The 13,123-nt window shown below is 52.8% G+C and carries 7 protein-coding genes and 1 riboswitch; of the genes, 2 read left to right on the forward strand and 5 right to left on the reverse strand.

Annotated features, from left to right (window positions below):
* Nucleotides 1-642: 642 nt before the first annotated feature.
* Entirely contained in the window at nt 643-1,308 is a 666-nt protein-coding gene (locus tag AYI96_RS03260; RefSeq protein WP_039035003.1) for a helix-turn-helix transcriptional regulator, read from the reverse strand.
* 210 nt (nt 1,309-1,518) lie between these two features.
* Nucleotides 1,519-2,124 carry a DUF2238 domain-containing protein gene (locus tag AYI96_RS03265; RefSeq protein WP_071476570.1) on the reverse strand — a complete coding sequence of 202 codons (606 nt, stop codon included), beginning with the start codon at nt 2,122-2,124 and terminating at the stop codon, nt 1,519-1,521.
* A gap of 158 nt (nt 2,125-2,282) precedes the next feature.
* On the opposite strand from AYI96_RS03265, the gene serA reads away from it, so the two are divergent.
* Both serA and ygfZ read left to right on the forward strand, forming a co-directional pair.
* The gene (serA, locus tag AYI96_RS03270) at nt 2,283-3,512 is read left to right on the forward strand and encodes a phosphoglycerate dehydrogenase (protein WP_039035005.1); all 1,230 of its coding nucleotides are present in this window, start codon (nt 2,283-2,285) and stop codon (nt 3,510-3,512) included.
* A 99-nt stretch (nt 3,513-3,611) separates the two neighbouring features.
* Nucleotides 3,612-4,574: a tRNA-modifying protein YgfZ gene (gene ygfZ / locus AYI96_RS03275; protein ID WP_144360997.1), complete on the forward strand. Its 963-nt coding sequence runs from the start codon at nt 3,612-3,614 to the stop codon at nt 4,572-4,574.
* Nucleotides 4,575-4,632: 58 nt separating this feature from the next.
* On the opposite strand, the gene AYI96_RS03280 is transcribed toward ygfZ, so the two are convergent.
* From AYI96_RS03280 to AYI96_RS03290, 3 genes are all read right to left on the reverse strand, one after another.
* A complete protein-coding gene (locus tag AYI96_RS03280; protein ID WP_039035007.1) occupies nt 4,633-5,664 on the reverse strand; it encodes a two-component system response regulator in 1,032 nt (343 codons plus the stop codon).
* Nucleotides 5,665-5,755: 91 nt separating this feature from the next.
* Nucleotides 5,756-11,050 carry a PAS domain S-box protein gene (locus tag AYI96_RS03285; protein ID WP_144360998.1) on the reverse strand — a complete coding sequence of 1,765 codons (5,295 nt, stop codon included), beginning with the start codon at nt 11,048-11,050 and terminating at the stop codon, nt 5,756-5,758.
* Nucleotides 11,051-11,505: 455 nt separating this feature from the next.
* Nucleotides 11,506-12,873 carry an alanine/glycine:cation symporter family protein gene (locus tag AYI96_RS03290; RefSeq protein WP_144360999.1) on the reverse strand — a complete coding sequence of 456 codons (1,368 nt, stop codon included), beginning with the start codon at nt 12,871-12,873 and terminating at the stop codon, nt 11,506-11,508.
* 117 nt (nt 12,874-12,990) lie between these two features.
* Nucleotides 12,991-13,091, reverse strand: a riboswitch (glycine riboswitch).
* Nucleotides 13,092-13,123: the final 32 nt, after the last annotated feature.

Below are 13,123 nucleotides of genomic sequence, written 5' to 3' on the forward strand. Positions count from 1 at the left end.
CGAGCGAGAGCCAGGGATGGCGAACTGGCCGTTGTGCATGGAGGCATTTACACCACGACTTTAGGCCGCTGGCACAGCGGCTATCATAGCTTCCAGCTAAAAGTTCCTAAGTTAGTATTGGCCGTGCTTCCAGCCACGATGTAGTCAACCACCTGCGGTGCGCTTTTCGCACAGGCGATCCTGTGACTCGCTGCGAGTACGTCCCTGTAAGCTCTGCCTCGCCATCCCTGGCTCGGAAGGTCACAGTTCCGCCTGTGCCTGAAAATGAGGCGTATGTCCGCAGGCATATAGGTAACTTCAAACAAGTTAGCTCTCACAGAATTGCTCCAATCCCTCCTCGGTGTCGCCGACAGCCGTTGGCGCAAATAACGTGGCTGAGGGCGAATGCTCGCCGGTGGCGAGCGTGCTTATGAACGCAAGCTATGAACAGATTGGAATGCTTAAGCCCCACGACTTTCGCCACAGGCACAACAACTATCATAGCTTTGGCTGAAAGCCATTCCCAACGCGTAAAAAAGCACAAAGCAGCGGCGATTGCCGCACTCTGACAGGAATTTTCCACTGACTTGGCTTACATAAAAAGCCATCAAAACATAAACAAGCCCCATTCGGGGCCAAGTTCAGGCTGAATCCAGCGACAAATCAACTGATGAGATCGAAGTGACTCTGATAGGTCTGGGCCCAACGCAACAATTCGACTCGATTACGAGATTGTGTCTTGCGGAAAATCGATGAGATATGCGCCTTGACCGTATGCTCACTGATACACAGACGCTGGGCTATCTCTTTATTCCTGGCACCACTGGAAACCAGCTGAATAATGGTACGTTCACGCCGGGTCAACATCTGCAGCATGGAAACCGTATCGGCCGACATCTCATTGCCAGTGTCCAGAGTTTTGACCAACTTACGGAACATCTTACTGATAAGGGTTCTGTCGTACCAGAGCTCATCGGCCACCATCTTGCGTAGACCAGTGAGCATAAGATCGATACGCTGATCTGAGTAGAGCACTCCGCGGATCCCCAGCAACATCGCTGATTCCTGATCCAGTGACCCTCTGCTGACTTGATAAAGGGCGACCGGAACATGAGAAACCAAACGACTGGCCAATAAAGGGATCCCCTTATTATCCAGCGCTGCCCCCTTCTGAGAGATTAGATAAAAAGTACTATCACTCTTCTGCGGTTCCAACTGCTCCGGGTGGCGTACTATACGAGTCTTAAGACCGATGGACTCGGCCAGTATGGCCAAATGACAAGGGGCGGCTATTTGATTTATAAAAACCAACTCATTGATACTACTCATTTTTACTCTTCTCCCTGAAAAGTCTTGCTTATATCCCTAAAGGGATAGCTTCCTTAATCACTTTAAGTGCGACTACACAAAAAGCATCAGACGATTCTGACCAGATAACGTCCGGTTTTCATCACCATAAAGTATTATTCTAACAATCTTTAACAGCTTTTTCAGACGGAAGATTGTAAAGAGTGTATTCAAAACTCTTTGTTCCAACTGTCAATCTACGTTTAAATGCCGCAATTGACGGTCATGAAATGAGGATAAGAAGAACAAGGCAGCGATAGCACCGACAAGGGCCATCAGCATATCCGACTGGGTATCCCAAACGTAGCCTTGGGTGCCGAGAAAGGCCTCGGCGCCGGTTCCGGTGGCAACGGCGACCCACCATTCTATCAGTTCATAGAAAGCCGATAAGGCCAAGGCAAAACAACTGACTAGAAAGGCACACCAGGCACCCGGCTTCACTGCCCGATTACGCAGCAGTATCTCCCGAGCAATCATGGCCGGGATAAACCCTTGCGCCAAGTGACCCAGTTTATCGTAGTTATTGCGCTCAGAACCCATCCACTGTGCCAAGGTATCGAACAGTGGCACCTCGGCGTAGGTGTAGTGGGCACCGACAAAGAGGATCAGGCAGTGCACCAAAATCAGGCCATAAAGCAGTGGAGTCAACGGGAAACGCTTACGGGTAAAAAACAGTATCGGCAGCGCCAGCATACCCGGCAGCGCTTCCAGCCACCAAGTAAAATTATCTTTGGGGGCTATCGCCGACCAGATAAGTACCGCAAAATAAATGACCAGCCAGATAATTGTGTTTTTCAAGCCACTTTCCTTATGCCAGTGATTGTTCTCTATTAGGAAAAAATACTTTAGCCATCTAGCCCTCCACTTAATCTGAAAAAAGTGCTACTTTGGTTGGGCATGAGCGAAAATATCATAGCATACGTACATTAGTTAATAATCAAGAGGGTACCTATATCATGGCGAAACACTCGCTGGACAAGGATAAAATTAAAATCCTGTTGTTGGAAGGCGTCCACCAATCAGCCGTTGATGTGCTGGAAAGGGCTGGCTACACCAATATCGAGTATCATAAGGCATCACTTTCCGGCACTGAGCTGCAGCAGTCGATCAAAGATGCCCATTTCGTCGGAATCCGCTCCCGTACCCAACTAACCCAAGAAGTCTTGCAACAAGCTGAAAAGCTGGTTGCCATAGGATGTTTCTGTATCGGTACCAACCAGGTCGATCTCAAGGCTGCCGAGCAACTGGGTATTCCAGTATTCAACGCACCCTTCTCCAATACCCGCAGCGTGGCCGAACTGGTACTCGGTGAAATCATCATGTTGCTGCGCGGGATCCCGCAGCGCAACGCCCTGGCCCATCGTGGTGGCTGGCTCAAGAGCGCCAATGGCAGCTTTGAAGCCCGCGGCAAAACCCTTGGGGTTATAGGTTATGGTCATATCGGCACCCAGCTTGGGATCCTTGCCGAAACTTTAGGGATGAAAGTGATCTTCTTCGATATCGAAGATAAGCTGCCGCTGGGTAACGCCCAACAAGTTCACTCCATGGAGCAACTGCTGTCTCAGGCCGATGTGGTCAGCCTGCATGTACCTGAAACACCACAGACCAAAGAGATGATTGCCCAGGCCGAACTGGCGATGATGCGCAAAGGGAGCATATTGATCAACGCTTCCCGCGGCACAGTGGTGGATATCGACGCCCTGGCCGTCGCCCTCAAGGAGCAGCAGTTGGCTGGTGCTGCCATCGACGTGTTTCCGGCTGAGCCCAAGTCCAACACAGATGAATTCCAAAGCCCGCTGCGCGGTCTGGACAATGTGCTGCTGACCCCTCACATAGGTGGCAGCACAGAAGAAGCTCAGGAAAACATAGGTATTGAGGTTGCCGGCAAGCTGGCCAAATACTCAGACAACGGCTCTACCCTGTCGGCAGTCAACTTCCCGGAAGTATCGCTGCCGCAGCATAAAGATGCCTCTCGCCTGCTGCATATTCACCATAACCGTCCAGGTATTCTGATCAAGATTAACCAGGCGTTTTCAGAAAAAGGCATCAACATTTCAGCCCAGTACCTGCAAACCACGCCGACCATAGGTTATGTGGTAATGGAAGTGGATACCACTCAGGCAGAAGAAGCACTAACAGAACTCAAGTCTATCGAAGGCACTATCCGTACTCGTTTGCTGTTCTGATTTTCACAGGGCGCCTTATTACCCTTGGCGCCCTGTTTATTTCTGTCAAATCCGCTACAATCGCAGATCTCTTAATGCCTTCAATCTCAGGATCTTGTTATGAGCATTTGCGTTTCTCAGCCCGATTGGCCTCTGGATGCCGGCATTCCGGATCTGCTTATTTCCCGCCTCTCTCACTTGGGTCTGCTTGCCGTTACCGGTGAACAGGGCCGCAGCTTTATCCACGGTCAGGTCACCACAGATATCAGCTCTCTCACGACAGAGCAGTGGCGCTGGGGCGCTCACTGCGACCCCAAAGGCAAGATGCTTTCAAGCTTCAGAACCTTTACTCTGGGTGATGCCCTGATATTGATGATGCCAAAAGATACCCTGGCAGCCGACTTGCCGCAATTGAAGAAGTATGCGGTATTCAGTAAGGCCGAACTGGTCGATGTCAGCGACGATTACAGCCTCTTGGGTGTTGCCGGTGCCAAGGCGAGCACTTGGCTGACAGAGCAGCTTCCGGGCTTCAACGCCGAGCAACAAGTCAGCGCTGTCGATGGCGGCGCAGTGCTGCAGGACGGCGAGCGCTTTATTCTGGTACTGCCCAAAGCCCAGGCCGATGCCATCTGCCAGCAGCCTCCAGTCGATGCCAGTGCCTGGCAAGAGCTGGAAATCCTTGCCGCCTACCCTAACCTGCCGGCAGCACACATGGGCCAATTTGTACCGCAAATGTGCAACCTGCAAGCCATCAACGGCATCAGCTTCACCAAGGGTTGCTACATGGGCCAGGAAACCGTGGCCAGAATGAAGTATCGCGGCGGCAACAAGCGAGCCCTCTATATTCTCAAGGGCAAAGCCACTGTCGATGTCACCCCGGAAACCACGCTGGAGATGGCGCTGGAAGGAGGTTTTCGTAAGGGTGGCAGCATTATTGAAGCCGTACAACGAAATGGCGAGTTACTGCTGACCGCAGTACTGGCCAATGACACAGAAGTCGGTGCCAAATTCCGTATCGCCGATGATGAAAACAGCGAACTGACGGTAATGCCTCTACCCTACTCTCTGGAAGAGCAGGAGTAACAATAAATCACCCAATAAAGGCGCCGTCGGCGCCTTTATTTTTATCAGCAGTTTGTCGCTATTCGGCGTCGGACTCGGTTTCCATATGAGTGTCACGCACTTCAATCACCTGGGGCAATATCTGTTTGAAGTGCTCCACCAGTTCAGGGTCAAAGTGTTTCCCTGCCTCAGACTCCAGTAACGCCATGGTATCTTCTATGCTCCAGGCCTTCTTGTAAGGTCGAATCGAAGTCAGGGCATCAAAGACATCGGCAATGGCGACGATTCGCCCCTCAATGGGAATATCTTCGCCTTTTAAACCTTTGGGATAACCTGAGCCGTCCCACTTTTCGTGGTGGGTCAATGCTATCCTCCGGGACATCTGCAACAGAGGATCCGGGTGTTCACCAATAATCTCGGCGCCAATTTCGGCGTGTTGTTGCATGATTCTCCACTCTTCGGCATCCAGCTTGGCCGGCTTTTTCAGCACGGCGTCCGGCGTACCTATCTTGCCGATATCATGCATGGGCGCCGCATTATAGAGTAGTTCACAGAAGTGTTCCGGCAACTGGGCTTGCTGCGCCAGTAGCTTGGCGTAGTGGCTCATGCGAATAACGTGTAAGCCGGTTTCGTTATCCTTGTATTCGGCAGCGCGGCCCAGACGACGAATGATCTCGAAACGGGTCTGTTCCAGCTCGTGAGTGCGTTCACGCACCTGTTGTTCCAGCAAGCGCTGCTGATCATAGAGGGCCAGGTGGTTCCGCACCCGCGCCTTAACTATCGGGGCACTGACAGGCTTGGTGATGTAGTCGACAGCGCCCAAATCAAAGCCCTGGGTCTCATCGGCCACTTCAGAGAGAGCAGTGACAAAGATCACCGGAATATGGCAAGTCATAGGCTCTTGCTTGAGACGCTTACAGACTTCATAGCCATTCATACCCGGCATCATCACATCCAGGAGGATCAGATCCGGAGGGCTCTTCTGCGCCAACGCCAGCGCTCTTGGGCCATCTATCGCCACCTTGAGCTTATAGTCATCGCCGAGGATCCCGAGCAGAATATCAATATTCTCCGGTGTATCATCCACCACCAACACAGTGGCTTTTTCCATCCCAATCTCCCTCTTGCTCCAGACACCGATTTGCATCTCGGCACAGCAGGTTCCGCCGTAGCCCGTAATTACCCGTTGAGTATAGTCAGGCTTATTCCGCCTCGTTCAGCTCTTGCTGTAATTCGCGAATAAGGTCGGCAGCATCATCAAATTGGTAGCTGCCGACCATGCTGCTGACAGGTTTCAAGCGCTGCCACAAAGGTTTACTCACCCGGCGGCTCAATGCTTCCAGTTGAACGACGGCATCGGCATCGGCATCTTCCAGACTGCTTTGCAGTTGCTTCAAAGCGGTTTTAAGCGTCTCGACATCCATCTCCTCGGCCGCATCGGCTTGCGTCTGAAGAGCGCTTTGTGGCTTATCACCCATCCAATCTGCAATGGCGTCGACAATGACGGCGACCCGCTTTTCCACTGCCTGCAACTCTTGCTCACATTCTTCAGCGGCCGCCAACTTAGCTTCCAATTGCCGAGCCTCTTCCACCAAAGCCTCAGAGCAAAGATTGCCCGCCAGTCCCTTCAAAGTATGCGCCGCCCTAACCGCTTCTTCCTGCTGCTGTTCCTTGAGCGCTTTGCGGATCCGTTTGCCAACATTGCCCTGACTAGCGAGGAAACGCTCGAGGATGCGTCGATAGAGGCGTTCTGAATGCTGCACCAGCTGCAAGCCCCGGTCGATATCCAAGCTCTCTTGTTCCGGCCAGCTCACCAGATCATCAGGAGCATCACCATCGGCCATCCCAGTGTTATTATTCCCTGCAGCAGGGGCTTGCCCCCCTCCCAGATACTGCAACAACACCTGATACAAGAGGCTGACTTCTATCGGCTTGGCAATGTGATCATTCATGCCGGCCATCAGGCACATCTCCTTGTCACCGGCCATGGCGTTGGCCGTCATGGCGACCACTGGCAACTGCTCAAGCCCTGGCATCTTACGCAGCGCTTCTGTGGCCTGATAGCCGTCCATCACAGGCATTTGACAGTCCATCAGCACAAGATCAAACTGCTGCTGCGCCAACTTCTCCAGCGCTATCTGGCCGTTTTCTGCGATAGACAGGTCTATGCCTACCTGCTCGAGAAACTCGGTCGCCACCTCCTGATTCATCTCGTTGTCTTCCACCAGCAGCACTCGTTTGCCGGCAAGAGCCGCCAATTGCAGCGATTCAAGATCCAGTACCTTGCGCCTGACGGGAATATGGCCCTGACGTCCAAGCGCCAACATAATGCCGTCCAGCAGCCTGGAGGCACTGACCGGCTTGGTGATATAGCCGTTGATCCCGAGTTGCTCCAACTGTTCGATAAAGTCATTGTTGGCGTGGGCCGATACCATGAGGATCAGTGGCGGCTCCTTTAGCTGCAATATTTGCCGGGCGGTTTCCATGCCGTCCAGCTCAGGCATCTTCCAATCGATCAGGGCCATCTTGTAGGACTTGCGCTTCACCTTCTCCAGCGCCTCCATGCCGCTGCGGGCACAGTCGACGGCAAAGCCCATACTCTCGAGCGTAGTACGCAATATATCTCTGGCGGTGCCGTTGTCATCAACCACCAGAATCGGCATACCTTCCAGTTCCTGCTCTACATTGAGCTTGTCGTTTTCCGCAACCTTGAGTCGCACGGTAAAGAAGAAACAACTGCCGTTACCAAACTGGCTTTCAACGCCGATTTCACCGCCCATCAGTTCCACCAGCTGTTTGGAGATCGCCAGCCCAAGCCCGGTACCACCGTATTTACGTGTGGTTGAAGTGTCCGCCTGGCTGAAAGACTTGAATAATCTGGCCTGCTGCTCGGCCGTCAGACCTATGCCACTGTCACGCACTGCGAATCTCAGGAGCACCTCATTCTGCTCGCGGCTTAGCTCAGTTATCGACAGCATCACTTCACCGCGCTCGGTGAATTTAATGGCGTTGTTCATCAGGTTAATCAACACCTGACTGAGGCGTAGCGGATCCCCTTCCAGATAGCTGGGCACACTGGGGGCCACGGCAAACAACAGCTCCAATTGTTTTTCGGCGGCACGCTCCGAGAACATATCCCCGAGATCTTCCAGAATATTGTCGAGCTGGAACGGCACCACTTCGATATCCAGTTTGCCGGCCTCAATCTTGGAAAAGTCGAGAATGTCATTGATGATCCCCAGCAGGGATTGCGAAGCCCGTTCAATTTTTTCCACATAGTTACGCTGCTTGTTATCCAGCTTGGTCTGCAGACACAGTTGTGACATACCGATAATGGCATTCATCGGGGTGCGTATCTCGTGGGACATATTGGCAAGAAAGTCACTCTTGGCCTTGTTGGCAGCATCGGCTTCATCCTTGGCCGTCATCAGCTCATTGGACAAGAGTTTCAAGCGGGTGATGTTGGCAATGCTCATAACCACTGAGCGTTCACGATCACCTTCTTCCTCAATTTCAGAAGCGTTGACGGCCATCCACATCGGCTCGCCAGAAGCACTGAGCAGGCGCCACTCGCCGCTGACACTGTGATCGTCACTCTGTTGCAAGCGCTCGTACAACTCGTTGGCTTTGCTTCTGTCTTCCGGCACCATCAGATCGGCAAACGAGCGACGTTTCAGCTGTTCGGCACTCATGCCCATATCAGTGCAGAATTGACCATTACAATCCATTATGGTGCCGCGATCATCCAGGTTGACTATGCCTATGCCTGCGTTATCAAACAGGGCCCGGAAGTGTGCCTCACTCTGGGCCAGTTCGGTTTCCATCTTTTTACGGCCGCTGATATCGGTCAGATAACCGTTCCAGAGCATGCCATCCTGCTGTTTGCTGCCTTTGGCACCGGCCTCGAGCCAACGCACCTCGCCGGAAGGGTGACGGTAGCGAAACTCTTTGATCCACTGCAGCCCCCCCTCACCGGAAAGCAGCCGAATAATGCTGCCCCTGTCTTCGGCAACAATCCGCTCGGCCACCAGATCAAAGTCGGCCATTACCTCATTCTTGTGGTGGCCCAGAGTGGCAATGGCTGCACTGGAAAGGAAGGTGAATCTGCGTTGCTGCGGGCTTTGCCAAAATAGTTGATACACAGTACTGGGCACAGACTCTGTGATGGTTTCCAGTTGCTCCCGCGACTGCTCCATCTTTTCCTGAGCCAGCTTGCTGTCGGTAATGTCGTTGAGGCTGCCATCGAACCACAGTGGATTGCCGTCTTCGTCGTAACTGGCCTTACCCTTTTCATGGATCCAACGCACGCTGCCATCCCGGTGGCGAATACGATACTCAACATCGAAGGCTTGCTGCTCGGCCAGAGCCGAATTTATGGTGTCAATACACAGTTGCTTGTCTTCATCAATAACCAGGGAGCCATAACTGCGCTTCTTGCTGTCGATAAAGTGCCAGGCCGGATAACCGCTTATCTCAGTGATATTGTCGCTGACATACTCCATGGTCCAATGTTCATCGACCCGGGTACGATAAACAGCGCCGGGGATGTTGGATACCAGACCGCGAAAACGGCTTTCGCTCTCGCGAATTTTACGCTCTACTGCCAGTTGCTCGGTCAGATCCCGAATCGATGCCGCCACCTGGTGTTTACCCTTCTGATCGGCCGGTAACAGGCTCAAACCTATCTGCACCGGAAACTGGGAGCCATCACACTTGAGCGCCTGCAGCGCCTTGCCCTTGGCCATCATGCGATCCTTACCGTCAGTCACAAAGGTATGACGCTTGGCCGCATGCTGCAAACGATCGACTTCCGGCAACAATTGATCTATGTTGAGTTTGAGCATCTCTTCAGCGTTATAACCGAATAGCTCCTGACAGCGGCTGTTGGAGAACACCAGCATGCCATTTTCATCGACAATCAGCATCGCCTCCGGCGCCGCTTCCAGCACTGCGTTGGACCAGGCCGCGGCGGAAAACTGCTCGGTAACATCGTTGAACAACATCTCCACCGAAATCAGCTTACCTTCATCATCGAGCAAGGGCTGCATAAACAGATCCAAACGTCTCAAGCCACCTTCGGCGTCGGCCAACTCCACCTGATGTGGCGGTACGGACTCACCGGCCAGCGCCTGTTCCATATACTGCCAGTTGGCTTCATTGATACTGTTGCTGGAAAACAGCCGCTGATACTTGCGCCTGAGCACCTCAGGGGAGATGCCCAATACCTTCTCCACACCGTCGCTGGCCTGCACTATGGCGCCGTAAGGATCCATAGAGCAGTAAAAGGACTTATCACTCATGCCATCGATAAGCTTGGCAAACCTGTTGCCACGGGAGTCGAGCAGTGCTTGTTCCCTCTCTTCGAGAATTTCAGCCATCTCATTGAATTTATTACTGAGAGTAGCAATTTCCCGCACCACGCCTTCAGGCTTTTGCAAGCGTTTTATCAACCCCTTGCTGAAGTCCACTATCCCGGTTTCCAACAGCTCCAGGGGCTGGGTGAGACGCTTGGCACTCCAGTAACTGGTCACCAGCAGCAATATAGCCAATAACAACAGATTGATTGTTAACGAGCTGAAATCCTGCAGGAAAGAACGCAGCAACTGTTTTTGTGGGGTAATCACCAATACCCGCCATTCCAATGGTGCCACTCTGGCAACACTGGCAAGGTACTGCACGCCATTGAGGTCACTCAGAGCCACTTCAGGGGTGTCGGCGGCGTAGATATGTTGCGCCGCTTCCTTTCCTGCAGCGGTATTGGCGAGCCAATCTTCCAATTTGGCATTGCGGCTAAGGTTATTGTCCGGGTGATAAATGAGCCGCCCCTGGTTATCCAACACCAACAGCTTTTTGGGATCGATTCCCAAGCGAATCGGTAAGCTGGAAAGCGCCAGATCTGTGGTTATGACTCCCAAAGGTGCCGCTTCACTGCCGAAAGGCTGTGAGAAGGTGATCATCAAAGCATTGCCGGCACCCTCGTCGAAATAAGGAGGAGACCAATAACCGTCAGGATGCTTGAGCGCCTCGGTCCACCATCCCCATTCGCCGCTGGTGTAATCATAGGCTTCCTGACCTATGTCCATAATCGCAATAGAAAGATCCTGGCGGAAAGCATAGGGCGCGAAGCGTTTTTGCCCGGGCAGAAATCCGGGCTGAAAGGCGATGGCGCTGCCGTAAAAGTTGGGGTTGCGCTGCAATCTGTCTTTAAGCAGTTGATAAAGATTGTCAGCTTGCTGCAGACGCTCGAATGACTCAAGATGCCCAATGCTGTAGGCCAGAGTTTGGGTATTGCGCTGCGCCAGAGACAATTCAAACTCAAGCCGCTTGGCAGCAAAGTCGGCCTTTTCAGCCAGATCGGTAAAGAAGGCCTTTTCTTCATCCTGATAGTTATACCAGCCGGTAACCCCCGAAATCACAGTCATGATAGTGATTAAGGGAATGGCTATCTGCAACAGAATACGGCTGCGAAAAGTTCTGAGTGTCGCGGTATCCGGCATAAATCTGCCTCTCTGACGATTTCCTTGCGACTCTGCAACAGCAAAGTCCTATTGTCAGGCACCCCCCTCTTGGGCATTCAATGCCGAAGTACATCAGGCGACTGAAGTCAACCAACTGATTAAAGGTCAAAAATTAACCTTGTCATTTAAGCATTAGCCATAATGTTACACAAGTAACTCGGCGCGAATTTACATAAAATTCATCCATCGGCGAGCGCCGGATAATACACTGCCGACTAACAGCAAACTAAACTCACGGCGTGAAATAGACTCTTGCTGACATGGTGCATAACACTGAGCTATCAGCCCCTTTCCGCCAGATAGCCCAGCAATATATAAGCAACAGCTACCGAATAGCAGCCGCTAACTAGTGATAACCTTAAACCGCCTGCCACATTAGCCAGAATAAGGCGGTTTGAAGACTGGTTGCTGGCCTTGATTGCTTCGCTCAAGACTCAGGCATCGGTCTGAGGCAAAACCTCATCACTGCAGCCGCGCAGACGCTGAAAATAACTGCGGGTTTCTGCCAGCACCAGGTGGCGCAGACCTATGATGGCTATCAGATTGGGTATCGCCATCAAGCCGTTGACTATGTCTGCGAGCAGCCAGATGAGATCCAGCGTGATAAAGGCGCCCGAAGCAATGAGCCCAAGGAAAACCCAACGATAGAGCGGGATCCAGCGGCCCTTGGTGAGATAGCTCCAGCAGCGATCGCCATAATAGTTCCAGCCAAGAATGGTGGTAAAGGCAAAACACACTAGCGCCACAGTCACCAAATACTGGCCAATCAGCGGTGTGGTAGCACTGGAGAAAGCAGCGCTGGTCATACCGGCCCCGGCGCTATCGCCATTCCAAACACCGGTAAGAATAAGTACCAAACCCGTCATGGTGCAGATAATAATGGTATCGAAGAAGGTACCCGTCATGCTCACCAGCCCCTGCTCAACCGGTTCCTTGGTCTTGGCGGCTGCCGCCGCTATCGGGGCACTGCCTAAACCCGACTCGTTGGAGAACACTCCGCGAGCAATCCCGGTTTGAATCGCCAGGGCGATACCGGCCCCCAAAAAGCCACCGCCAGCCGCCACTGGATTGAAGGCGGAATGCAACACCAGCGCTATCGCATCCGGAATCGCCTCACTGGCGCTCAGCAGCACCCAAAGACAGGCAACCACATAGCCTATAGCCATAGTGGGCACCAACTTTTGTGCCACAGCCGCAATCCGTTTAACTCCCCCTAAGGTCACGGCAGCCACCAGCGAGGTCAGTACCACAGCCGTGATCCAGGCTGGCACATCAAAGGCAATGGTCATGGCTTCGGAAATCGCGTTGACCTGGGCAAAAGTCCCTATACCGAAAAATGCCACTCCGACACCGAAAACCGCAAACAGCTTGGCCAACCAACCGAGCCCCAGGCCTTTTTCTATGTAGTACATGGGGCCACCGGCAATATTACCGTGGCGATCTGTGGTGCGAAACTTAAGCGCCAATAGACACTCGGCGTACTTGGTGGCCATGCCAAACAAGGCAGCAACCCACATCCAGAACAGAGCTCCGGGGCCACCGAGTTTGATGGCAGTAGCCACCCCGACAATATTACCCGTGCCTATGGTGGCAGACAGTGCGGTACAGAGGGCGGCAAAAGAGGAGAGCTCCCCCTTGCCATTGGCGGGTTTGAACAGCAATTGCAGCGCCAGCGGTAGACGCAACAGTTGAATGAATCCCAGCCTGAAGCTCAGATAAATACCGGTTCCCACCAGCAAGAGTAAGGTGGCAGGTCCCCAGACAATAGCGTTTATCTGGGTAAGAAGTGCATGAAAATCCATAGATTCCTCAGTTATTAAACATCTAAATTAATAAACGGAGGAGGAAAAGAAATGGCTGCGAAACCGCGGCAGCAAAGGCCAAAAGCGAAAGATCACCAGAGGCAAGGCGGTGCAATCATCCTCTCCTCTGTCCTTTTGCCTGAGCGTTTCGCGCTGGCCTAAGCCAGCACTTTCGCCTTCGGCGCCGGGGCATGCCCGGTCTCTCCAGAGGCTCGTCCAGTAACAGTCCACGCCGTCAATGCTGACCGGC

It is taken from the genome of Shewanella sp. MSW, assembly GCF_007636515.1.
In the GTDB taxonomy this organism is placed as follows: Bacteria; Pseudomonadota; Gammaproteobacteria; order Enterobacterales; family Shewanellaceae; genus Shewanella; species Shewanella indica.

Bases quoted from the DNA above. Each gene is read 5' to 3' on its own strand.
- serA (WP_039035005.1), top strand. From the start codon at position 2,283: ATGGCGAAACACTCGCTGGACAAGGATAAAATTAAAATCCTGTTGTTG.
- AYI96_RS03260 (WP_039035003.1), bottom strand. From the start codon at position 1,308: ATGAGTAGTATCAATGAGTTGGTTTTTATAAATCAAATAGCCGCCCCT.
- AYI96_RS03280 (WP_039035007.1), bottom strand. From the start codon at position 5,664: ATGGAAAAAGCCACTGTGTTGGTGGTGGATGATACACCGGAGAATATT.
- AYI96_RS03285 (WP_144360998.1), bottom strand. From the start codon at position 11,050: ATGCCGGATACCGCGACACTCAGAACTTTTCGCAGCCGTATTCTGTTG.
- AYI96_RS03290 (WP_144360999.1), bottom strand. From the start codon at position 12,873: ATGGATTTTCATGCACTTCTTACCCAGATAAACGCTATTGTCTGGGGA.
- ygfZ (WP_144360997.1), top strand. From the start codon at position 3,612: ATGAGCATTTGCGTTTCTCAGCCCGATTGGCCTCTGGATGCCGGCATT.